Origin of the sequence: Pseudodesulfovibrio aespoeensis Aspo-2, from assembly GCF_000176915.2 — a bacterium.
Lineage (GTDB): Bacteria > Desulfobacterota > Desulfovibrionia > Desulfovibrionales > Desulfovibrionaceae > Pseudodesulfovibrio > Pseudodesulfovibrio aespoeensis.
This window is the reverse complement of sequence record NC_014844.1, coordinates 3028343-3051527: the sequence shown is the minus strand read 5'-3', so window position 1 is coordinate 3051527 and position 23185 is coordinate 3028343. Positions and strand designations below refer to the sequence as shown.

Genomic DNA, 23185 nt, shown 5'->3' with positions numbered 1-23185 from the left:
GCAGGCAGGCGGGGCGGTGTAAATCAGAGCGGTCAGCCCCTGGCGTCGGGATCGGTGAAGAGGTAGGCCGCGCCCATGTCGACCAGGGCGTCATGGAGCCGTTGCCGGTCAATGTCCTGGCTGAAGACGATGGCCGAGTGCAGGATATCCTCAAAGGCGCTCCCAAACACGGAGGCGGCTGCTTCAAGGTCGCTCACGCGCAGGCGTGGGCCAAGGGTTTCGAGGAACCCGACCATGCGCTTGAGGTGCGCCGTTTCCTCGGCTTCCTGGAAACGGCGCATGTCGTCGTCGGTGTAGCGCATGGCGAGCATCGTGCGCAGCAGGCCCGGCGGCTGGGTGTGGCTGGCATGGCCCGCCGCCACGGCCAGGCGCAGGATCTCCCGGCCCGTTGCCCCGTCCCTGACAGCGGCCTCCAGCTTGCCGAAGATGGTGTCGATCTCGGCGGTGTGTTCGCCGAGGATTTCCATGAGCAGATCCTTCTTGTCTTTGAAATAGGCGTAGAAGGTGCCCACCGAGACCCCGGCGTCACGGGCGATGGCCTTGGCGTTGGTCCCGTCGAACCCGTGTGTGTCGAAGAGGCGCATGGCCGCGTCCATGAGACGCCTGCGTTTTTCCATGCTGCGCGCCTGTTGGGGGGTTCTGGTGGCTTTGTCGTTATTCATGTGTCCTCCACCGCCCATGCTACCCGGAGGAGGGTCGTCCATCAACCCTTTCGGAGGATCGCCGCATGGCTCAACCTGACTGAAGGCCCGTCTTCGCGGGAAAGACCGGCCTTGGCCGCGGCAGCGAGCTCCCTGTCGAAATGCTCCTGTCTGACGTGAAACATCGGCTCGATGAGAAGCAGGGCCGAACCGGACCGCAGGCACTGGCTCATCCGGCTGAAAAAATGGATGATGTCCGGCGTTTCGTGGGCCATGTTGAAGGCGAGGGCGAAATCGCAGGCAGGCAACACCCCGATGTCGTCGGCCTCGCATTTCCAGGTTTCGACGATGGAATGCAGCCGGGCTTGTTCCGCCCGCTTCTCAACCATTGCCAGGGCCTCCGGCTGGACATCCACGGCCACGACCCGTCCTGACGGCCCGACCATCCGGGCCATGGCAAGGGTGAAGAGGCCGGTGCCGCACCCCGAATCGACCACGGTCATGCCGGGGCTGACAAATCCTCCCAGCAGCCTGTCCGGGGGGTGAAGCCACCGCCTGACGGGATTGTCGATGATCCAATGGTTGCGCAAGTTAAAGACGTGGTCGCCCTGGTTGCGGAACAGATAGTTCATGGTTCCTCCTGAATGTTTGAATATGAATACGACCTCAAGTTCATATTGTCAATCCCCAAGAGCGATGATGGCAATGATGGCAAGGACAACTGGAGAAGACAGGCGGTTGCGCGCCAGGATGTGACAGGGCCGGAGTTGTCGGCAGGAGCAAGTATATGGTGAAGCCGCTGTCAGCAATCTCTGGGAAGCCGTGCGGCGCAATGTGGGACAGGGGGGCGTCGCGTGGGAGGGAAAGCGGCCTTGCGGCCGATAGTCTGGAGGGGCTATCTGGGCCGCAGGGTGAGCATGATGTCGCTCCCCGAGGGGTGCATGTCGATGATGCGGTAGTTGAGGGTCTGGGCCATGGTCACGCCCTGGCGGCCCGAATAGGCCGAGGGCGCGCCCTCGTCGCCCAGGATGCGCGGGGCCACGAAGTGGACGATCTCGTCGCCCAGCCCCTGGCCGACAAACTGCATGGCCAGTTGGCCGCCGCCCTCGCACAGGGTGGTGTGGCAGCCCAGGTCGTAGCGCAGCCGCTCCAGGCCCAGGGACAGGTTCAGCCCGCCCGGCGGGCCCGGCAGGGGCCAGACGCTGGTGCCGCCCTCGCGCAGCCTGTCCGCCTCCTGGCTGCGTGCGCTCGTGTCGGTGGTCATGAAGATGGTGCGCTCGGGCCGGGTGCGGGTCAGGACATGCCGGGCCGGATCGTCGGGCAGACGCGAGGTGATGACCACGCCGTAGGGCTGGACAAACCCGTCGGGCAAGGTCGTGAGGCGGCAGGTCAGACTGGGGTCGTCGGCACGGAAGGTGGAGCCGCCCACGATGATGGCGTCCACCCGACTGCGCAGCGCGTGGACCCTGGCAAAGGACTCGGCGCAGGAGACCGGCTCGGGCCTGCGCAGGCGCGAGGCGATCTTGCCGTCCAGGGTGGCGGCCATCTTGATGATGTTGAACGTGGAGTGGGAGTTCTGCCAGACCAGGAAATCCGCGATCAGGTCGCGGCACTCGGATTCGAGCGCGCCCACCTCGACCTCGATGCCTGCCGCGGTCAGTCGCTCAATGCCCCCTGCGGCCACCGGGTTGGGGTCGCGGGTGCCGACCACGACCCGTGCCACGCCCTCCTCGATGAGGGCCTGGGTGCAGGGCGGGGTCTTGCCGTGGTGGTTGCACGGCTCCAGGGTGACGAACATGGTCAGACCCCTGGGGGTCACGCCCTTGCTGCGGGCGTCCACCAGACATTCGCGCTCGGCGTGCAGCCCTCCGTAGCGCATGTGCCAGCCCTCGGCCACGATCCGGTCGCCGTCAACCAGGACCGCGCCCACGCACGGGTTGGGCGCCACCGCGCCGCGCCCCAGGCGGGCCAGCTCGATGGCGCGGGCCATGGGGGTGGGGCTAGCTGAAGTCGCCTTCCATGAACACATAGTTCACTCCGGCCTCTTCGAGCATCTGCTCGGAAAGTTCGTCGGGATAGTTCTGGGAGAAATAGATGTTCCTGACCTCGCAGTTGATGAGCATCTTGGTGCACAGGATGCAGGGCTTGGTGGTGCAGTAGATGTCGCAGCCGGTCAGGTCGAGGTGGTGGGTGGCGGCCTGGATGATGACGTTCTGCTCGGCATGCAGACCCCGGCACAGCTCATGCCGCTCGCCCGAGGGGATTTTCAGCTTGTCGCGGATGCAGCCGACCTCCTCGCAGTGGGCGATGTTGGTGGGCACGCCGTTGTAGCCGGTGGCCAGGATGCGCTTGCCGCGCACGGCGATGGCCCCCACGGCGCGGCGGGTGCAGGTGGAACGCTGGGCCACCAGATGGGCGATGCGCATGAAGTATTCGGGCCAGGGCAGTCTGTCGGGCATGTTTCCTCCGGTGGCGTCTGGCGTGATGTCCGGCACGGGTTCCGGCATGGTGTCGGGCCTTGTCGGCCATGATGACGGAAGCGGCGGCCAGCACAGTGCCGTGCCGTGAACAGAAAGCACCCCCTATCACGTCTCTTCCTGAAAGGAAATGAGCATATGGCCAGGGTCACCAGCCTGCGAGGCAGCTGCCAAGCATGCACATCGCGTGCAACTAATTGCGCACATTTTGTGCAAATCGATTCCGATCAAAAAATGGCCATACGTATAGAACGCTGAAATCACGAACTTTACATGGTTGGCACGGGGTATGCTTGGTTTTGGTCAGAAACCGACGTTTTCTCCTTTCCCCTGATTGCATATAACCATTTGGAGGCTTTAATGACCAAGAAGAACATCACCACCACTGTCATGGCTGCGGCCCTGATCCTGGCCCTGTCGTCCTGGGCCATTGCCGGTCCCGGTTCCGGGCGCGGCGGCTGCGGCGGACAGGGCTGGGGGCAGACCCCCTATGCCCAGCTCTCGCCGGAGAAACAGGCAGCTGCAGAGGCGATTGTCGCCAAGTATGACGGCCAGATCGACGAAGCCCGCGACGCCCTGTGGACCAAGCACGCCACCATGCAGGCCCTGATCAACGGCGGCAAGGCCGACGAGAAGAAGCTCGGAGCCCTGGTCAGCGAGATCCGCGTCCTGCGCGACAAGATGGGCGAGCTGCGCGCGTCCATGAATGACGAGCTGGTCAAGGAGACCGGTATCATGCCCCGCGCTGGCCGCTGCGGCCGCAGCTTTGGTCCTGACTGCGGCTCCGGCTATGGCTGCGGGCAGGGCATGCAGGATGGTCCCCGCTACGGCCAGGGCTTTGGCGGACCGGGACGCTCCTAGCTCCGATTTCCGGATAAACGCGGAACACCAGGACGGGCGGAGCGGTCATTCATCGGGAATGCCGCTCCGTTTCCCGCGTGTCGGGGAGTGCTCCGGTACGCCCGTTTTATCGTCCGTCCCGCTGTCCGCATGGTCGTCCCGACTTGAGGTTTCGCGCCGGGCGGAATAATGCTACACCGCTGTGCGTGTCCGGGCGAACCCAGGCAGCCGGTCAGGGCCGCGAACCATGTTTTCAAAACCCCCGCAGCGGCGTAGACAACCACCGGGGAGCAGGCGCGTCGATGGAAGTACACTCCATAGGGAAAGAAAAAGGCCCGCTGGTGGCCCTGGTCCTGGCGCTCATCGTGCTGGGGCTGGGCAGCCTCTACCTGACGTGGCGGTCCATCGCGCATCAGCGCGAGATCGTCGAGGGGCACATCGTCATGACCGGCGGCTCCATCCTGCGCGGGGTGGACAACAACCTCTCGCGCATCGCCCGCTCCATGCGCGTCAACCCGCTCATTTCCCCGATCTTTCCTTCCATGGCCGAGGATCTCTTCCAGGAGCTTTCCAAGTCCGACGACATCGTCTTCATCTCCCTGTGCGATGCCGAGGGCAAACCGCTGGCCTCGTCGGACAAGGAGGCGGGTTTCCCGGTCGTGGCCCTGCCCGACATGGTCACCCGCGACCTGGAGCCGGGCCGGGCCTTTCACGCCATGGCCGAGGTGGACAAGAAGGCTGTGCTCATCTCCGGCCTGCGCGTCCGGGCCACCACCGCCCTGCTGGCGCGAGGGGAGCCCATCCCCAGTCGGCGACAAGGGCGAGGCGCGGGGTCTGGCGCAGGGTCTGGCGCAGGGCCGGGCATGGGGCACGGCATGATGGAGCCGGGCATGCCCCCTGATCCGGCCCTGGACCTGCCTCCGGGTTTCGAGGTTCCGCCCGTGTATCTGCTGGTGGGGCTCAATGCCGAGAAGCATCTGGCCCAGTTCCGCCAGTACCGCCGCGCGGCCACCTATCAGACGGGCTATGTTTTCCTGGCCGCCGTGGTCCTGTGGTCCCTGGCCTTTGCCTATCTCAGGCGCAAGGGCGAGGGGCGCAAGCTGGTGCGCCTTGAGCGGTTTCAGAGCAAGCTGCTCGACAACATGCCCGACGGTCTGGTCACCCTGTCCGAGAGCGGCGAGATCATGGCCGCCAACCATTCGGCCAAGAAGCTGCTCGCCCCCAAGGGTGCGCAGGGCGCGCCGGAGATCATCGGCGTCAACTGGGGCGATTACCCCTTTGCCCGCCGGGCTGGCGAAACCGCGAGCACCGCGTCCTACAACTGGGAGCAGTTCGACTACCAGGGCCGCCAGCTGGAAATCCTGTCGCTCTCCTTTCAGGGATTGGATGAGGACGCCGCGCCAGAGTTGGGCCAGCGGCTGATGCTCATCCGCGACCGCACCCAGATACGCTCCCTGGAGGAAGACCTGAACGAGGCCAAGCGGCTGGCCGCCATCGGCTCCCTGGCCGCAGGCGTGGCCCACGAGGTGCGCAATCCCTTGAGCTCCCTGCGCGGGTTTGCCCAGCTTTTCGCGTCCAAGCTCAAGGACCAGCCCCCGCTGGACCAGTATGCGGCCACCATGGTCCAGGAGGCGGACCGGCTCAACCGCGTGGTCACGGACCTGCTCTACCTGGCCAAGCCCCGGCGGCTTGATCCTGTGGAAACAGATCTGGCCGAGGTGGGCGAATCCCTGCGCCAGCTCATGCGCTTCGACTTCAAGAACAAGCAGATCGAGCCGGTGTTCGATTTTGCCCAGCCCACGGTCTATGCCGACCAGGACGCGCTCAGGCAGGTGCTGCTCAATCTCATTTCCAACAGTCTGGACGCCATCGTTGCCTGCGAGGAGTGCCACAAGCCCGGTCATGTCTGCCTGACGAGCGAACGGGTGGAGGGCGGCGTGTGCATCGTGGTGGCCGACGACGGGCCGGGCATGGACCCGGACATGAGCGACGACGTGTTCAAGCCCTTTGTCACCGGCAAGAAGACCGGCACCGGCCTGGGGCTGGCCATCGTCCAGAACATCATGCGCGCCCACCGGGGCAAGGCGGTCCTGGACTCCCGGCCCGACGAGGGCGTCCGGGTGCGGCTCTTTTTCCCGGACGGGCCCGACGGGAGCAGGGACGGGAGCACGAACGGGAGCACGAACGGGAGCGGGACCGGGACCGGGAACGGCCCGGAACCCGCGGACGATCCGGCGCGCGAGGCGTGACGGATCAGGGCGGACAGGGTATCAATGTGACAAGACGGCGCAGCAGCCCCTGGCTGACAGGAATGCGCGCCGCCGGAGGATGAATGATAGAAGATCGCGTGGTACTCGTGGTTGACGACGAACCGGGTCACCGGCTCATGGTCCGGGCGGTTCTTGAGGACGACGGCTGGACCGTGCTGGAAGCGTCGTCGGGCGAACGCGCCCTGACCGTGCTGGCCGAGTCCGCCGAGTCCGGCACTGTACCCGATGTGGCCCTGGTGGACATGAAGATGCCCGGCATGGACGGCATGCAACTGCTCAAGGAGTTGCAGATGCGCCGCCAGGGCATGCCCGTGGTCCTGCTGACCGCCTTTGGCAGCGTGGGCAGCGCGGTGGACGCCATGAAGCGCGGGGCCTTCGACTACCTGACCAAGCCAGCGGACAACGACGAGCTGACCGTGGTCCTGGGCAAGGCGTTCGAGTACCACAAGCTGGTCCGGGAGAATGTCCGGCTCAAAGCCGAGGTGGGCGGCGATTTGAATTTCATCGGGGCCAGTCCCGGCGTGGAGAGGGTGCGCGACCTCATCGCCCAGGCCGGGCCGAGCGAGGCCACGGTGCTCATCCTGGGTCAGTCCGGCACGGGCAAGGAGCTGGTGGCCGAGGGGCTGCACCGGGCCAGCAACCGCGCCTCGCGCCCGCTGATCAAGGTCAACTGCGCGGCCCTGCCAGACGACCTGCTGGAGAGCGAGCTGTTCGGCTACGAGAAGGGCGCTTTCACCGGGGCGGTCAAGGACAAGCCGGGCCGTTTCCAGCTGGCCGACGGCGGCACGCTCTTTCTCGACGAGATCGGCGAGATGCCGGGCGCGCTCCAGGCCAAGCTCCTGCGCGTGCTCCAGGAGAAGACCATCGAGCCGCTCGGCTCTGTGCGGACCATCAAGGTGGACACCCGGATCATCGCGGCCACCAACCGCGACCTCAAGCGCGAGGTGGAGGCGGGCCGCTTCCGCGAGGATCTCTATTACCGGCTGGCGGTCCTGGAAATCCGCATCCCGCCCCTGTGCGAGCGCAAGGAGGACCTGCCGCTTCTGGTCAGCTTCCTCATGCGCAAGCTGGGCAACAAGAACAACAAGATCATCCGCACCGTGACCCCGGCCTTTCTGGACGCCCTGTCCGGCTACGACTGGCCCGGCAACGTGCGCGAGCTGGAGAACGTGCTGGAGCGCGCCCTGATTCTCTCGCGCTCGGACGCGCTGGGGCCGGACCTGCTGCCGCCCCAGGTGTCGGGCGCACGCGAGGCCGCAGTGGACCTGGGGCCGGGTTTCAGCCACGCCATGACCTCCCCGGCCTCGCTGGAAGAGGCGGAAAAGCTCGCCATCCTGCGCGCCCTGGAGGAGAACGGCAATCACCGCGAGCGCACGGCGGACGCCCTGGGCATCAGCCGCCGCACCCTGCAATACAAGCTCAAGAAGTTCGGCCTGACCCGCCGCTGAGCCGGGCCGGGAGCATTGGGAACATGCAAAAACTGACTGTCGAGACCTTTGTCCTCGGCCCGGACGAGACCAACTGCTACCTGCTTTCGGCAGGCGGCGAGGCCGTGGTCATCGACGCGGGCGTGGACCCTGCGCGGCTGGCGGCGCGCATCGAGGAGCAGGAGCTTGCCCTGCGCGGTGTCTATCTGACCCATTTCCACATAGACCATGCGGGCGGAGCGGGCGAACTGCGCGAACGCTTCGGCGCGCCGGTTTACGTCAGCCCGCTCGACGATTTTCTCAAGGACATCTCCCTTGAGGCGGGCGGGGTGCGCGAACTGGCGCAGTATCTGGATTTTCCCTCTGAGCCGTTGGGGCCGGGGCGGCGCACCGTGCTCGGCCAGCCCATGGTGGTGCTGGACACGCCGGGCCACACGCCGGGCAGCCTCTCCTTCTTCTTTCCGGCAGCCGGGTGCGTCTTTGTGGGCGATCTGCTCTTCATGATCGCCGTGGGCCGGACCGATCTGCCGCGCGGCAGCGGGCCGGAGCTGATCGGCTCCATCCGCTCGCGCATCTTCATCCTGCCCGACGACACCCGCGTCTATTCGGGTCATGGCCCCATGACCACGGTCGTCCATGAAAAGAAGTACAACCCCCATTTCGTCCTTTGAGCCCTGTCCGGGAATCGGCCCCCGCCGTCCGGGAATCCGGCCCGTCAATTGACACGGGTGGCCGAACCCCGTACTCCTGCGTCCCAGGAAACCATACGGAGGAAACGTCATGCGTGAGAAAGTCATGAAGGTGCTGGACAAGGTCCGCCCCGCGCTCCAGGGCGACGGCGGCGATGTGGAACTGGTGGACATCACGGACAAGGGCATCGTCCAGGTGCGCCTGACCGGAGCCTGCAAGGGCTGCCCCATGTCCCAGATGACCCTGAAAAACGGCATCGAGCGGATCATTCTGAAGGAAATTCCCGAAATCAAGGGCGTCGAAGCGGTCAGCTAACCGCCCGGATCAAGGGTGCCGCGTCCCATATCAGGGGCGGCACTGAATCGAGTTCACCTGCAAGGAGACCATGCCCATGGGCAAGATCGTATCCCGGTTCGCACCGAGCCCCACGGGATTTCTGCATATTGGCGGCGCGCGCACCGCGCTGTTTTCCTGGCTGCTGGCCCGCTCCAAGGGCGGCGAGTTCCGCCTGCGCATCGAGGACACCGACCGTGAGCGGTCCACGGACGAGGCCACCAGGGCCATCATCGACTCCATGCGCTGGCTCGGCCTCGATCACGACGGCGAGATCGTCCACCAGTCGGCCAGGGCTGACCGCCACAACGAGGTCATCGACCAGATGATCGCGGCGGGCCACGCCTATTACTGTCAATGTTCCAAGGAAGACGTGGACGCCATGCGCGAAAAGGCCATGGCCGAGGGGGGCAAGCCCAAGTACGACGGCACCTGCCGCGACAGGGGGCTGACCAGCGGCGTGGTCCGGCTCAAGGCCCCGCAAGCGGGGGCCACGGCCTTCAGGGACATGGTCAAGGGGCCCATCGTGGTGGCGAACGCCGAGATGGACGACATGATCCTGCGCCGCACGGACGGCTCGCCCACCTACAACCTGGCCGTGGTGGTGGACGACCATGACATGGGCGTGACCTCGGTCCTGCGCGGCGACGACCACGTCAACAACACCCCGCGCCAGATCCTCATCTATCAGGCCATGAACTGGGACGTGCCCGAGTTCGGCCATGTGCCCATGATCCTCGGCCCGGACAAGAAGAAGCTCTCCAAGCGCCACGGCGCGCTCTCGGTCATGGAGTACGAGAAGATGGGCTACCTGCCCGAGGCCGTGTGCAACTACCTGGCCCGGCTGGGCTGGTCCTCGGGCGACCAGGAGCTGTTCACCATGGACGAGATGCAGGCCCTCTTCAACCCGGACAACCTCGGCGCGTCGCCCTCGGTCTTTGACCTGACCAAATTCGAGTGGGTCAACGGCCAGTACATGCAAAAGGCTGATCCGGACCGGCTGGCCGGGATGCTTTGCGATTTTCTGGCCCGCGAGGTGGGCGAGGAGGAGGCTGCGAAAGTGGACCGGGCGACCTTTGCCAGGATCGCGCCCCTGCTCCAGCCCAGGGCCAAATCCGTGGTGCACATGCTGGAGCAGGCCCGCCCCTTCATCGTGGACGCCCAGTTCCTGCACTACGACGAGACTGCGGTGCAGCAGCACCTGACCGCTGAGACCAAGCCCCTGCTCGAAGAGATCGCCGGGCGCATGGAAGGGCTCGGCGAGTTCACCGAGCCGTCCCTTGAGGCGTTGCACAAGCAGTTCATCGAGGACCACGGCATCAAGTTCAAGGCCATTGCCCAACCCATCCGCGTGGCCATCATAGGCACGACCCAGTCGCCCGGCCTGTTCGAGACCATGGCCGTGCTCGGCAGGGAGCAGACCCTGGCCCGGCTCAGACGGGCCGTCAGCCTGTAGCCCCGCCGCCCCGCAAAGAGATTTGAGCGCCCCCACCGGAATTCATTCCGGCGGGGGCTTTTTGCGTCTGGAGGCACGCCGGACGGCCACACGCGGCAGCGCCCGACGCGAGAACGGCCCGGAATCGCTTCCGGGCCGCTTGGTTTGGGTCCGTGTTCCGCGTGGGCGGGCACGGCAGGTACGGTGTGTTACGAGATCATGCGTTTGACTGGCGAGCTGAGCTTGGCCAGGAGCTGTTTTCTGGTCAGCGGACCGGGCGCGACACCCGAGGCATCCGCTTCAAGGTAATCGTAGTAGCTTGCGGGGCGGAAGGCGGCCAGGTAGATGACCCGGACCGAGTCTTGGTCGATGAGCGTGGCGCCGGGGAACTTCACCTTGGCCTCGGCCAGGTGCTTATCGGCCAGTTCGAGCATGGCGTCCCTGTCGCCGAAGTTCATGGTGCCGGTGGGGCAGGCCTGGACGCAGGACGGGAGCATGCCCGCCTTGACGCGGTCCAGGCACATGTCGCACTTGACCACGGCCTTGGTCTCCGGGTCCACGCGCGGGATGTCGTAGGGACAGCTCATGCGCAGGGCCTCGCCATCCTCTTTGGCGGTCAGGTCGGTGTAGACCACGGCCCCGGTGGCCGGATCGTGGATGATGGACGCCGGGTTCGTCGGAACCGTGGCGCACGGCGGCTCGATGCAGTGGCGGCACTGCTCTGGGAAGAACAGCCACCGCAGCTTGCCGTCAACTTCCACCTCGGAGAAGCGGACGACGCGTATGGTCTTGGACGAGAGGTCCTTGGGGTTCTGGTAGGAGCCCCAGTTGACGGTCTTCTCAGCCGGGAGTTTCTTCCATTGCTTGCACGCCACCTGACAGCCGCGGCACGCCGTGCACAGGGTCAGATCGACGAAGAAGGTCTTTCCATTCATTGCGTTCTCCTTACAGCTTGCGGACGTTGGCCACAAAGACCTTGGTCTCTGGGATGCCGGTGTTGGGGTCGCCCACCGACGGGGTCAGCAGGTTGGCCGAATCGCCGCCGCTGCCGTCGTGGGGCATCTGCCAGCCGAAGTGCCAGGGCAGGCCGATCTGGTGGATGGTCTTGCCCATGACCGTCAGCGGGCGCAACCGTTTGGTGACCATGGCCACGGCCCAAATGCTGCCGCGGATGCTCTCGACCGTCACTTTTTCTCCGTTTTCGATGCCCTTTTCCTTGGCCAGCTCCTCGCTCATTTCCACGAAGATCTGGGGCATGGCCTCCAGCAGCCACGGCGTGTGCCGGGTCATGTGTCCAGTCTGCCAATGTTCGGTGACCCGGAAGGTGGTGGCCACCAGGGGGTATTTGGGGTCGGCCACGGCCAGGGCCTCATGGGCAAAGCGCAGGACTGCGGGGTTGTTCAGTTCCTTGGAGAAGCTGTGGCTCTTGAAGGGCGTCTCCATGGGTTCGTAGTGTTCCGGGAAGGGACCGTCCTCGCGGCCTGGGCCGTAAAGCTGGCCAAGGCCCCCGGCCTGCATGATGAAGGCGTACTTTTCGCCCGGTGCCCAGCCGCCGTCGGGCACGTCACCGATCCATTTCTCGCCGTTCCACTGGACCACGGCCTTTTGCGGGGCATACGGCTTGCCGGTACTGTCGCAGGAGGCGCGGTTGTAGAGGACGCGCCGGTTCACCGGCCAGCACCAGGCCCAGTTGGGGAACAGGCCGATGTTCTCCTGTTCGGCGGTCTGCTCCTTGCTTCTGCGCGCGGCCATGTTGCCGCTCTCGGTGTAGGAGTTGCAGTAGAGCCAGTTGCCCGAAGAGGTCGAGCCATCGTCCTGGAGCAGGGCAAAGCTCGGCACCAGGGTCCCCTTCTTGTACGTCGTGTCCTTGATGGTCACGTCGCGGGTGAAGTAGCCGTTGATCAGCTTGGCCACCTTGTGCGCGTCAAAGCCGTGGCCCTGTTTCCACATGTCCACGGACAGGTTTTTGATCGGCTCGGGGAGCGCGCCGCCCTCCTTGACGTAGAGGGCGCGGATCACGTCATAGAGCTCGGTCATGATGTGGCCGTCGGTCTTGGATTCGCCGCGGGGGTCGGGTCCCTGATAGCGCCACTGCATCCAGCGGCCCGAGTTGATGATGGAGCCTTCCTTTTCGATGGACACGGCGCAGGGCAGGAAGAAGACCTCGGTCTTGATCTTCTTGGGATCCTGGCCCGGACCGCGCCAGAATGAGCCGGTCTCGTTGTCGAAGATGTTGACGTTGACCATCCAGTCGAGGTTGGCCATGGCCTTCCTGTTCTTGCCCGCATTGGCACCGCCGCAGGCCGGATTCATGCCCCAGGCAAAGAACCCCTTGAACTCGCTTTTGGACATGGCGTCAAAGAGCTGGAGCCAGGTGTAGGTCTTGCCGTCCTCGGCCTTGGGCAGCCAGGCGTAGGACTGCTCCGCCGTGGCGTCCGGGTACATGGCCGTGAGGAAGCTCGCCATGTATTTGGGGAAGTTCTGCCACCAAGCCGCGCTCTTGGGATCCTTGGCCCCGTCGAGGTGCGGCTGGGTCTTGGCCGCCACATACGCCTGGTAGGAGTCGAGACCCGCATTGGGGGTGGCCAGGTAGCCGGGCAGGAGGTGCCACAACAGGGCGTGGTCCGTGGACCCCTGGACATTGGATTCGCCGCGCATGGCGTTGACGCCGCCCCCGGCCACGCCGATGTTGCCCAGAAGCAGCTGGACCATGGCCATGGTGCGGATGTACTGCACGCCCACGGTGTGTTGGGTCCAGCCCATGGCGTACATGATGGTCCCGGCCTTGTCCGGCTTGCCCGTGGCCGAGAAGAGCTTGTAGAATTCGAGCAGGCTCGCCTTGTCCGCGCCGGAAACGGAGGAGACCGTGTCCAGGTCGTAGCGCTCGTAGTGTTTTTTGAGCAGGTTGATGACGCACCGGGGATGCTTGAGAGTGAGGTCTTTCCTCGGCAGTCCTTCCGCGTCCTTGTCAAAGGCCCACAGGGACTTGTTGTAGGAGCCTGCGTAGTCCTTGTCGTCGCCGTTGCGGGTGAACCCGGTGAACAGGCCGTCCTCAAAGCCAAACTTTTCGCCCACGAGGGTCGGGGCGTTGGTGTGGGTCAGCACGTAATCCTTCTGGATCAGGTCGTTGTCGAGGATGTACTTGATGAGCCCGCCGAGGATGGCGATATCGGTGCCCGCGCGGATATGGCAGTGGAGGTCCGCCCTGGACGAGGTGCGGGTGAAGCGCGGGTCGAGGTTGATGAGCTTGGCGCCCTTGCGCATGGCCTTGGTCACCCACTTGAAGGAAATGGGGTGGTTCTCGGCCGCGTTGCTGCCCATGACCAGGACGCAGTCACTATTGGCGATGTCGTTCCAGTGGTTAGTCATGGCCCCGCGGCCAAAGCTCTCGGCCAGGGCCGGCACGGTGGAGCTGTGGCAGATGCGGGCCTGGTGCTCGACGTAGACCAGTCCGAGGGAGCGCAGGATCGCCTGATAGGCCCAACATTCCTCGTTGTCGATGGCAGCGGAGCCGACCGAGGCGATGCCGTCGCAGCGGTTGACCACCTGGCCCTTGGCGTTTTTCACGGCAAAGGTGGCGTCACGCGTCTTCTTGACCCGCTTGGCGATCTCGCCCAGCGCCCAATCCCAGGACACTTCCTTCCACTCGGTGGCGTAGGGGGCGCGGTAGAGGGGGCGCTTGGGACGTTCCTCGTTCTCGGCCAACTGCCAGACGGACGCGCCCTTGGCGCAGGTGGAGCCTTCGTTGATGGGGTGGTCGGGATCGCCCTCGGTGTTGATGGCGCGTTTGGTTTTCAGGTCGGTGTTGACGATCAGGCCGCAGCCCACGCCACAGTATGGGCAGATGCTGGTCGTCTGCCTGCTCCACTTGGGGCCGAGCATGGCCACCCTGTCGAGCGCCTGGGCGTCGGGCACGAAGCCCAGCCCGCCAAAGGCCGTGGCCACCGCAGTGGCAGCCGTCAGTTTGAGAAATCGCCTTCTGTTGACTTTCATGGATTCTCCTCGGGTTGTCGGTTGTGTCATCTTCCGCGAATCTCGCGGCCCAGGCAGAGCTGGAGGGCGTAGCCGTGCGCCGGGAGCGGCAGCATGTCGATCACTTCGCAATCAATGCGGATGTCCCATTGGGGACGCATATCCCGTGCGATGGTTTCAACTGCCTCCAGCGCATGCCCCAGTCCGGAGAACGGGGGCGGTGCGGGAATCTGCGGAGATGGCGTGCCTGTTGTACTGGTTGACAAAAACATTCGATGCTCCTTTGACGTTATCGAACACCCCGCGAAGGCGGGACGCATCCTGGGTTGGCAGGCGCAAGCAAAGAGATGCGCGCTCCCGGCCAAGGGCCATGCGGGAAACGCGACAGGCGCGAACCGGCAACGGTTCGCAAAAAAGGAAGCGGTATCAGGGCTGTGGATTGGGGAATGCCCGGCCAGAAAGCCGGATCAGAGGGCGTCGAATCAGCTGGCGCTGGGCGCTGTGGCGTCTCCAGGAGCAGGGGCTGCGGCGTGCGGGGCCGGGCGGCTGCTCTGCGGGGAGGTGTATGAGGGGGACCAGACCTGATTCCCATGGCGTACCAGTCAGAGTCGCCAGGCCGCGACGCGCGGCCCGAGGAACTGGTTTCGATGGTTCTCGTGGCCCACTGCCTCTGGGGCGAACTGGCCCGTTACCGGGGACAGGGCTCCATCAGACATGTGCATGGACAGGCGCTGGGCAGGACGACGGAAAGGCCGATCCCAAACGGAGCGGCCAACCGGTCCTCCGCCATCCTGAAGGATGGCGGGTCCGGCCATGGCGATCCCGATGGCGGGTTTCTGTCTGTGTGTGTCGCGCTGCATACCTGTCTGCACTCCTGTGACTGGGCCTCACCGTATGCCCCAGCGAAAGGATTGCAAGCCGACCCATCAGTGGCACGGTTTTGCATAACTATGCCACTGGCGGCATAGTTATGCAAAGGAGGTGTTCGCAAGCGGGGTGAGATGACCAACGACAAAGGGGGGGGCAGTGGCGCCCTTCGGAAGGCTTTTCCCTGCCTGAAACGGCGAACCCCCTGCCGGGACTGAGGTCGGCAGGGGGCTCTTCACAAGGGGAGGTGTCGCGCTGCTACGCTGCTGAGAAATTTATCCGAGATTTTTCATCATCCGCACGAATGTTTCCTGGTCCAGCTCGCCCAGGGCGTACCGCCTCTTGAGAATGTCCGCAGGCGACTGGCCTCTGGCCGGGGCGGGATCAGAGGTTCCGAACCGCCGCATGAGGACATAGGCGAGCAAGCCGACAAGGACGATCTGCAGGAACGGCCCCAGAGGCAGGGGGAACAACCCGAACATGCCCCCGCCGCCGTGCCCGATCCCATGCCACGCTCCGGGGGTGCACCATGTGCCAAATGAACTAAGAAAATTCATCGGGACCTCGTTGCGGTTCAAGGGCGGGCGGGATGTCCGCTCTCTGTGACTCCTAATTTGCAGGAGTCGTGCCAAAAATTAAAATGAATGAAATCAACGAGCATGCGTTGCAGTCTTGTGCGCGGTTTGTGCAGATGTGCAAATATGCGGCAACCGGTTGTGTGCTTTTTGCACAAAATAGCCTGTGCGACGACTTGGCCCTGTGGCTGAAGCTGGTCGAGGGGGGGGGCAGTGACGCAAAAAAGCTGCCGCCGAGGATTCGGCGGCAGCGTGTGGACATAAAAAGCGTGCGTCTGGCCCGGATCCGGGCTAGTCGGCCTTCTTGACAGCCACGGGCTTGGTGATGGCGCCGTTGCGGATGCAACGGGTGCATGCCTTGACGCTTACGACCTGGCCGGACTCAAGCTGGTGGCGAACCTTCTGCAGGTTGGGCATGAAGCGACGCTTGGTCTTGATGTGGGAGTGGCTGACGTTGTTGCCGCTCTGGGGACCTTTTCCACATATATCGCAAACCTGGGACATGGCGACCTCCTGGGTAATCATCCTGAATCGTTTGAAAATTTTTGAGTCACAGTCGCCGGAGAGTCGGTACCCTCCATGCGACGGGAGTGATTCTTTACCGAGTTGAAAGCCAAATGGCAAGGGTTTTTTTCTTGACAAGAGAAAAAGTTCCCATATACGAAGCATCGGTTGCCCGCACCGGAATCCCGGTCAGCGGGCGGAGGAAACAATGCCGGAACAATGGATAGCGATAAGCGACATTCCCGCCCAGGGCAGGGACATGATCTTCGACGACCAGGCGCTGTGGCGCGAGGGGTGCGAAGCCTTTTCCCTTGATGTCGCACCGGGGCGCGATCTCGTGGCCGTGGTCACGATCATGCCCCAGTCCGACGGAGGCGCGCTGGTGCGCGGAACCCTGAAGGGATCGGTGCTCATGCCGTGCGACCGGTGCGCAGCCCGGGCCGAGGTGGAGATCGATTCGAGCTTCGACCTCTTCGAGCAGGTCATCGCGAGTGAGGTGGGCGAGGAACCCCGCATGCGCGAGGTGAGCGGCGAGTTGCAGCTCGACATCGGCGCGCTGCTGTGGGAAGAGTTCGCCCTGGCCCTGCCGGTCAAGCCCCTGTGCTCCGAGGAGTGCAAGGGCGTGTGCCCCGGCTGCGGCAGGGACCGCAACATCGAGTCCTGCGAATGTGTTGAGGACAACGGGGACGACCGGCTTGCCGTCTTCCGCAATCTGAAGTTAAAATAGGCGTCCCGGCGAATTGTGCTTGCCAGCCGACACGCCCTGCACTAATACGACCACAACCAGTTTTTAGCGAGGTATACATCATGGCAGTTCCCAAGAAACGGACTTCCCGCTCCCGCAAGGGCATGCGCCGCTCCCACGATCACGTGGCCGTTCCCAACGTCGTCTTCTGCGAGTGCGGCGAGCCCACCCTTCCTCACCGCGCCTGCTCCGTGTGCGGCAACTACAAGGGACGTCAGGTTATCAGCGGCAAAGATGCCTAACGCCGGTTCCGACATCGTTCCGCGCATCGCTGTGGATGCCATGGGGGGCGATTTCGGCCCCCATGTCGTCGTGCCCGCCGCGGTCCAGGCCGCGCGGAACGGCATTGCCGTCGTCCTCGTGGGCGACGCGGAGCGCATCGAAAGCGAGCTTTCCAGGCTGAACACTGCCGGGCTGGACATCACTGTCCGGGCCGCATCGCAGGTCGTCGAGATGGACGACAAGCCTTCGGACGCGCTGAGGCGCAAGAAGGACTCGTCCATCCAGGTGGCCTGCCGCTGCGTGACCGAGGGCGTGGCCGATGGCGTGGTCAGTGCGGGCAACTCCGGGGCCACCGTGGCCTGCGGCATGTTCGTGCTTGGCCGCATCAAGGGCGTCATGCGCCCGGCCCTGGCCGGGATCATGCCCACCGAAAAGAACCCGGTGGTGCTCATCGATGTCGGGGCCAACGTGGACTCCAAGCCGCTGCACCTGCTCCAGTTCGCCCTCATGGCCGACGTGCTCTCCCGCTACGTCCTCGGCGTGCCCAATCCTGCGGTGGGCCTTTTGTCCATCGGCGAGGAAGAGGGCAAGGGCAATGCCACGGTGCGCGACGCCTTTGAGCTGCTGCGCCAGTCGGACCTGCGCTTCATCGGCAATGTCGAAGGGCGTGACATCTTCACCGGCGACGTGGACGTGGTGGTCTGCGACGGTTTTGTGGGCAACGTGGCCCTCAAGCTGTCCGAGGGGCTGGCCAAGTCCATGGGCAACATCCTCCGGACCGAGCTGAAATCGAGCTGGCTGTCCCGGCTGGGCACCCTGCTCTCCCTGCGCGCCTTCAAGCGGTTCAAGAAGGTGGTGGACTACGCCGAGTACGGCGGCGCTCCGCTGATCGGCCTCAAGGGCCTTGTGGTGGTCTGCCACGGCAAGTCCAACGAGCTGGCCATGGTCAACGCCATCAAGATGGCCGCCACCAGCGTGCGCAACAAGATGCACGAGCACCTGGCCGAAGGCTTGGCCGCCCACAGCAGCCTGGCGGGCAAGTTCGAAAAAACCGCCAAGGACGCCGCCTAGAGCCGCGCCGCCCGTCGGCCCCCTCCCCGCGCCGCTTGACCCGGACAGGCCAAATGCTTACACCACCCTCCATGAATACTCATTTCATTCTCAGAGGCTTTGGCCATTACGCCCCAGAGCGCGTCTTGACCAATGCGGACCTCGAAAAGATCGTCGAGACCACAGACGAGTGGATCACCAGCCGCACCGGCATCAAGGAGCGGCATATCGTGGCCGAGGGCGAAACCTCGTCCGACATGGGGCTTCAGGCCGCGCGCAAGGCCCTGGCCGCCGCGGGCATGGACGCTTCGGACCTGACCCACATCGTCTTCGCCACCTTCACCCCGGACTACGTCATCCCCTCGGCAGCCTGCGTGCTCCAGGAAAAGCTCGGCATCGCGGGCCAGGTCTGCCTCGATGTGCAGGCCGCCTGCTCCGGGTTTCTCTACGCCATGGAGACCGCGCGCGGATATCTGGCCCTGCATCCGCAGAGCAAGATACTTGTGGTGGCCTCAGAGGCGCTCACCAGCCGGGTCAACTGGGAGGACCGCGCCACCTGCGTGCTCTTTGGCGACGCGGCGGGCGCGGCGGTGCTCACCAACGGCGACGCGGACGAGACCCCCAGGGTGGTGGACATCATGCTCGGCGCGGACGGCGCCCTGGGCGACCTGCTCACGGTGCGCGGCGGCGGCTCGGCCATTGCCTACAAGCTCGGCCAGGCCGTGGGCGAGGAATATTTCGTCGAGTTCCTGGGGCGCGAGGTGTTCAAGCACGCCGTGCGCCACATGACCGCCATCAGCGAGGCGCTTCTGGCCAAGCACGGCCTGACCAAGGCCGATGTGGACGTGCTCATCCCGCATCAGGCCAACTACCGCATCATCGACGCCGTGGGCCGCAAGCTTGAGGTGCCGGTGGAGCGCGTCTTCTCCAATGTGGACAGGTATGGCAACACCTCGGCTGCCTCGGTGCCCGTGGCCCTGTCCGAGGCCCTTGACCTGGGCGTGATCAAGCCGGGCCACCGGGTGCTGGTGCCCACCTTTGGCGGCGGGTTCACCTGGGGCGCGATGCTCCTGCAATTTTAGCGGCTCCGGCGCGGGCAGCCCCTGCGCCGGGTTCGGGTCGTTTTGCATCAGCCTTTCAATTTTGACCTGTTGGACACGATCACGCCACAGTCGCCTGATACGGCGTGGCAGGCGTACCCCCCAAGTGTTTGCAGTCCGTTCTGGATTGGTATATTGGGGGCTGACCAACGAGCGAACCACGAGGTGTGTCGATGAGTGATCTTCCCAGAGTCGCGCTGGTTACCGGCGGTTCTCGCGGCATTGGCCGCAAGGTGGCCGAGCGGTTGGCCAGCGATGGATTCGAGGTCTACCTGACCTATGTCAGCCGTCCCGAGGAGGCGGACAAGGTCGTGGCCGTCATCGAGGCGCAGGGCGGCAAGGCCAGGGCCTTCAAGCTCGACTCCGGCGACCGCGACGCCATTGCCGACTTCTTCCGGGACGAAATCAAGGGCAAGGCCACGCTCGAAGTGCTGGTCAACAACGCGGGCATCACCCGCGACGGGCTGATGATGCGCATGAAGGACGAGGACTGGGACACGGTCCTGCGCATCAACCTGACCGGCTGTTTCGCCTTTCTCAAGGAAGCCTCCAAGATCATGGGCAAGCAGCGCCTGGGCCGCATCATCAACATCACCAGCATCGTGGGGCAGATGGGCAACGCGGGGCAGGCCAACTACTGCGCGGCCAAGGCCGGGCTCATCGGCCTGACCAAGTCCGCCGCACGCGAACTGGCCGGGCGCAACATCACGGTCAACGCCGTGGCCCCCGGTTTCATCAAGACCGACATGACCGACGAGCTGCCCGAAAGGGTGGTCGAGGCCATGCTGGCGCAGATTCCGCTCAACACCCTCGGGCAGTCCGAGGATATCGCAGCCGCCGTCTCCTTTCTGGCGGGTCCTGGAGCCGGGTACATCACCGGCCAGGTCCTGGGAGTCAACGGCGGCATGTATATGTAATCGAGTCACAACAAAAACAATTGATACTGGAGGAAAGCATGTCCGACGTAGCCGCAAAAGTCAGAGAGATCATCGTGGACCAGCTGGGCGTGAGCGCAGACGAAGTGGTCGATGGTGCCGCTTTTGTCGAAGACCTGGGCGCGGATTCCCTGGACCTGACCGAACTGATCATGGCCATGGAAGAAGAGTTTGACCTGGAGATCGACGACGAGCAGGCCCAGAAGCTCATCAAGGTCCAGGACGCCATCGCGTACATCGAAAAGGCCGTGGGCTGACCAGCTCTGTCCTGATTACGACGATTATGAGAGCGCCTTATGCACAACAAGGTGTAAGGCGCTCCTTTTTTTCTTTTCTGAAACGCAGACAGCACGGATATCCATTATGAAAAGGGTTGTCGTCACCAGCGTTGCGGCCATTACCCCGCTCGGCAACGACGTTGAGACCAGTTGGCAGAATCTTCTGGCTGGCAAGTCCGGCGTGGGCATGATCACCAAGTTTGACACCACCGCGTATGACACCAAGATCGCCGCTGAAGTCAAAGGGTTTGATCCCACCATCTACATCAACACCAAAGAAGTCCGGCGCATGGAGACCTTCACCCAGTTTGCGGTCTGCGCCTGCAAGATGCTGTTCAAGGACGCCGGGTGGACCATCCCGGAATCCGAGAAGCACCGCGCTGGCACCATCATCGGTGCCGGGCTCGGCGGCCTGCACAGCATCGAGGAGATGCACACCAAGCTCCTTGACAAGGGGCCGGGACGCATCTCGCCGTTCTTCATTCCCATCCTCATCGCCAACATGGCCGCCGGACAGGTGTCCATCGAGGCCGGGGCCATGGGGCCGAACATCTGCACCACCACGGCCTGCGCCTCCGGCACCCATGCCATCGGCGTGGCCTACACCGATATCGCCATCGGTCGGGCCGATGTCATGATCTGCGGCGGCGCGGAGTCCACCATCTCGGTGCTCGGTGTGGCCGGGTTCAACGCCATGAAGGCGCTCTCGGTGCGCAACGACGAGCCGGAAAAGGCGTCGCGTCCCTTCGACGCGGACCGCACCGGCTTCATCATGGGCGAGGGCGCGGGCCTGCTGCTCCTCGAATCGCTGGAGCACGCCCAGGCGCGCGGGGCCACCATCCTGGCCGAGGTGGTCGGGTTCGGCGCGTCTGGCGACGCCTACCACATGACCGCCCCGCCCGAGGACGGCTCGGGCATGTCCCTGGCCATGGCCGCCGCCATCCGCGAGGCCAAGGTGGAGCCGTCGGCCATCGATCACATCAACGCCCACGGCACCTCCACCAAACTCAACGACCTGTGCGAGACCAGGGCCATCAAGAATGTCTTTGGCGACCACGCCTACGACATCGCCATCTGTGCCAACAAGTCTCAGATGGGCCACCTGCTCGGCGCTGCCGGCGGCGTGGAGGCGGTCTTTGCGGTCAAGACCCTGGCCGAGGGCATCATCCCCGGCACCACCAACCGCGACACGCCCGATCCGGAATGCGACCTCGACGTGTGTGCCGAAGGGCCGCGACAGCAGCAGGCCGAGTATGCGCTGAGCAACTCGTTCGGCTTCGGCGGCACCAACGCCTGCATCCTGTTCAAGCGCTTCACGGGATAACAACAAGGGAGGCTGAACGGCCTCCCTTTTTTGATATAAAGCGGATCTCCACCCCGCATGGGACGGTGGGTGCGGTCGCCCGCAGGGATGAATGTCCCTGTGCCCGGCTGCCGCCTGAAACCAGCCGCGCCGCATGAGACGGTGGGAAGCCATTCGTATCCACATCCAAAACGAGGTGTAACACCATGGAAGAGTTGTTCGTACAAGATCCCGAAGTGGCTGCGGCCATAGCCAACGAGATCGAGCGACAGGTCAGCAAGCTTGAGCTCATCGCCAGCGAGAATTTCGTGTCCACAGCCGTCCGTCAGGCCCAGGGCAGCGTCATGACCCACAAATACGCCGAGGGATACCCCGGCAAGCGGTGGTACGGCGGCTGCGAGTTCGTGGACATGGTCGAGGACATGGCCCGCGACCGCGCCAAGGAGCTTTTCGGCGCAGGCTATGCCAACGTCCAGCCCCACTCCGGCTCCCAGGCGAACATGGCCGTCTATTTCGCGGCCTGCAAGCCCGGCGATACCGTGCTCGGCATGGACCTGTCCCACGGCGGCCACCTGACCCACGGCAGCCCGGTCAACTTCTCCGGCAAACTCTTCAACATAGTGCACTACGGCGTCTCCCGCGAGACCCAGACCATAGACTACGATCAGGTGGAAGCCCTGGCCAAGGAACACCGGCCCAAGATGATCATCGCCGGTGCCTCGGCCTACCCGCGCATCATCGATTTCGCCCGGTTCCGCGCCATCGCCGACGAGGTGGGCGCCAAGCTCATGGTCGACATGGCCCACATCGCGGGCCTCATCGCCGCAGGCGAGCACCCGTCCTGCATCGAGCACGCCCACTACACCACCACCACCACCCACAAGACCCTGCGCGGACCGCGCGGCGGCATGATCCTGGGCGGCGAGGAGCTGGAGCAGGAGCTCAACTCCAACATCTTCCCCGGCATCCAGGGCGGCCCGCTCATGCATGTCATCGCGGCCAAGGCCGTGTCTTTTGGCGAGGCGCTCTCCCCCGGATTCACCGAGTATCAGCAGCAGGTGGTCAAGAATGCCAAGGTGCTGGCCACCAGCATGCAGGAGGCGGGGTACAGGCTCGTGTCCGGCGGCACGGACAACCACCTCATGCTCGTGGACCTCTCCGACAGGGATTACACCGGCAAGGACGCGCAGATCGCCCTGGACAAGGCGGGCATCACCGTCAACAAGAACACCATCCCGTTCGAGACCAAGTCGCCGTTCCAGACCTCCGGCATCCGGCTGGGCACCCCTGCGTTGACCACCCGCGGCATGATCGAGGAAGACATGATCGTGGTGGCAGAGGCTATCACCGCTGCGCTGGAGAACATTGGGGATGACAAGATTCTGAAAGAGATCAGCGAAGAGGTCGAGGAGTTCGCCCGCGAGTTCCCGCTCTACGCTTGGTAGATCGAGATTTGATTGATTCGAAATGAAGGGAGCGGCCTGAGGGTCGCTCTCTTTTTTTGCGCGATGTGGCGGAGCG

22 protein-coding genes are annotated in these 23185 nt (G+C 64.4%); 14 read left to right on the top strand and 8 right to left on the bottom strand.

From position 1 onward, the window contains the following. Positions 1-32 precede the first annotated feature (32 nt). The 4 genes from DAES_RS17050 to DAES_RS14110 all read right to left on the bottom strand — a co-directional run bounded on the left by DAES_RS17050 (position 33) and on the right by DAES_RS14110 (position 3100). A complete protein-coding gene (locus DAES_RS17050; RefSeq protein ID WP_013515714.1) occupies positions 33-662 on the bottom strand; it encodes a TetR/AcrR family transcriptional regulator in 630 nt (209 codons plus the stop codon). Positions 663-703: 41 nt separating this feature from the next. Next, complete coding sequence (locus tag DAES_RS14120; protein ID WP_013515713.1) at positions 704-1273, bottom strand: class I SAM-dependent methyltransferase; 570 nt, start codon at positions 1271-1273, stop codon at positions 704-706. Between the two features lie 263 nt (positions 1274-1536). Further along, a complete protein-coding gene (gene ribD, locus DAES_RS14115) occupies positions 1537-2670 on the bottom strand; it encodes a bifunctional diaminohydroxyphosphoribosylaminopyrimidine deaminase/5-amino-6-(5-phosphoribosylamino)uracil reductase RibD (protein WP_013515712.1) in 1134 nt (377 codons plus the stop codon). Beyond that, complete coding sequence (locus DAES_RS14110; protein ID WP_013515711.1) at positions 2642-3100, bottom strand: deoxycytidylate deaminase; 459 nt, start codon at positions 3098-3100, stop codon at positions 2642-2644. Before DAES_RS14110 ends, ribD begins: the two co-directional genes overlap by 29 nt. A 378-nt stretch (positions 3101-3478) precedes the next feature. Here DAES_RS14110 and DAES_RS14105 point away from each other — a divergent pair, with 378 nt between their 5' ends. From DAES_RS14105 to gltX, 6 genes are all read left to right on the top strand, one after another. Continuing rightward, positions 3479-3979, top strand: coding sequence for a periplasmic heavy metal sensor (locus DAES_RS14105; RefSeq protein ID WP_013515710.1), 501 nt, complete (start codon positions 3479-3481; stop codon positions 3977-3979). Positions 3980-4260: 281 nt separating this feature from the next. Further along, the gene (locus tag DAES_RS14100; protein ID WP_013515709.1) at positions 4261-6207 is read left to right on the top strand and encodes a two-component system sensor histidine kinase NtrB; all 1947 of its coding nucleotides are present in this window, start codon (positions 4261-4263) and stop codon (positions 6205-6207) included. An 83-nt stretch (positions 6208-6290) separates the two neighbouring features. After that, the gene (locus DAES_RS14095; protein ID WP_013515708.1) at positions 6291-7676 is read left to right on the top strand and encodes a sigma-54-dependent transcriptional regulator; all 1386 of its coding nucleotides are present in this window, start codon (positions 6291-6293) and stop codon (positions 7674-7676) included. 23 nt (positions 7677-7699) lie between these two features. Then, on the top strand, positions 7700-8326 hold the full coding sequence (locus DAES_RS14090) for an MBL fold metallo-hydrolase (protein ID WP_013515707.1): 627 nt from the start codon (positions 7700-7702) through the stop codon (positions 8324-8326). Positions 8327-8435: 109 nt separating this feature from the next. Then, positions 8436-8660, top strand: coding sequence for a NifU family protein (locus DAES_RS14085; protein WP_013515706.1), 225 nt, complete (start codon positions 8436-8438; stop codon positions 8658-8660). 76 nt (positions 8661-8736) lie between these two features. Further along, the gene (gltX, locus tag DAES_RS14080; protein WP_013515705.1) at positions 8737-10134 is read left to right on the top strand and encodes a glutamate--tRNA ligase; all 1398 of its coding nucleotides are present in this window, start codon (positions 8737-8739) and stop codon (positions 10132-10134) included. Between the two features lie 188 nt (positions 10135-10322). Here the strand turns inward: gltX and DAES_RS14075 are convergent, their stop codons facing one another. From DAES_RS14075 to rpmB, 4 genes are all read right to left on the bottom strand, one after another. Then, positions 10323-11048: a 4Fe-4S dicluster domain-containing protein gene (locus DAES_RS14075; RefSeq protein WP_013515704.1), complete on the bottom strand. Its 726-nt coding sequence runs from the start codon at positions 11046-11048 to the stop codon at positions 10323-10325. A gap of 10 nt (positions 11049-11058) precedes the next feature. After that, positions 11059-14106 carry a formate dehydrogenase-N subunit alpha gene (gene fdnG / locus DAES_RS14070; protein WP_013515703.1) on the bottom strand — a complete coding sequence of 1016 codons (3048 nt, stop codon included), beginning with the start codon at positions 14104-14106 and terminating at the stop codon, positions 11059-11061. A gap of 1121 nt (positions 14107-15227) precedes the next feature. Beyond that, positions 15228-15434 (bottom strand): SHOCT domain-containing protein, encoded by a 207-nt coding sequence (locus tag DAES_RS14055; protein ID WP_049776414.1) that lies wholly within the window; start codon positions 15432-15434, stop codon positions 15228-15230. Between the two features lie 384 nt (positions 15435-15818). Then, positions 15819-16031 carry a 50S ribosomal protein L28 gene (rpmB, locus tag DAES_RS14045; RefSeq protein ID WP_013515700.1) on the bottom strand — a complete coding sequence of 71 codons (213 nt, stop codon included), beginning with the start codon at positions 16029-16031 and terminating at the stop codon, positions 15819-15821. A gap of 208 nt (positions 16032-16239) precedes the next feature. On the opposite strand from rpmB, the gene DAES_RS14040 reads away from it, so the two are divergent. From DAES_RS14040 to glyA, 8 genes are all read left to right on the top strand, one after another. Continuing rightward, the gene (locus tag DAES_RS14040) at positions 16240-16758 is read left to right on the top strand and encodes a DUF177 domain-containing protein (protein WP_013515699.1); all 519 of its coding nucleotides are present in this window, start codon (positions 16240-16242) and stop codon (positions 16756-16758) included. 80 nt (positions 16759-16838) lie between these two features. Then, a complete protein-coding gene (gene rpmF, locus DAES_RS14035) occupies positions 16839-17018 on the top strand; it encodes a 50S ribosomal protein L32 (RefSeq protein WP_013515698.1) in 180 nt (59 codons plus the stop codon). After that, positions 17011-18069: a phosphate acyltransferase PlsX gene (gene plsX, locus DAES_RS14030; protein WP_013515697.1), complete on the top strand. Its 1059-nt coding sequence runs from the start codon at positions 17011-17013 to the stop codon at positions 18067-18069. The genes rpmF and plsX overlap by 8 nt, the downstream gene beginning before the upstream one ends. A 71-nt stretch (positions 18070-18140) precedes the next feature. Then, positions 18141-19130: a beta-ketoacyl-ACP synthase III gene (locus DAES_RS14025; protein ID WP_157864959.1), complete on the top strand. Its 990-nt coding sequence runs from the start codon at positions 18141-18143 to the stop codon at positions 19128-19130. Between the two features lie 191 nt (positions 19131-19321). Beyond that, positions 19322-20065 carry a 3-oxoacyl-[acyl-carrier-protein] reductase gene (fabG, locus tag DAES_RS14020; protein WP_013515695.1) on the top strand — a complete coding sequence of 248 codons (744 nt, stop codon included), beginning with the start codon at positions 19322-19324 and terminating at the stop codon, positions 20063-20065. Positions 20066-20103: 38 nt separating this feature from the next. Beyond that, complete coding sequence (locus DAES_RS14015) at positions 20104-20340, top strand: acyl carrier protein (RefSeq protein ID WP_013515694.1); 237 nt, start codon at positions 20104-20106, stop codon at positions 20338-20340. A gap of 106 nt (positions 20341-20446) precedes the next feature. Continuing rightward, positions 20447-21685, top strand: coding sequence for a beta-ketoacyl-ACP synthase II (gene fabF, locus DAES_RS14010; protein ID WP_013515693.1), 1239 nt, complete (start codon positions 20447-20449; stop codon positions 21683-21685). A gap of 185 nt (positions 21686-21870) precedes the next feature. After that, on the top strand, positions 21871-23109 hold the full coding sequence (glyA, locus tag DAES_RS14005) for a serine hydroxymethyltransferase (protein WP_013515692.1): 1239 nt from the start codon (positions 21871-21873) through the stop codon (positions 23107-23109). Positions 23110-23185 lie beyond the last annotated feature (76 nt).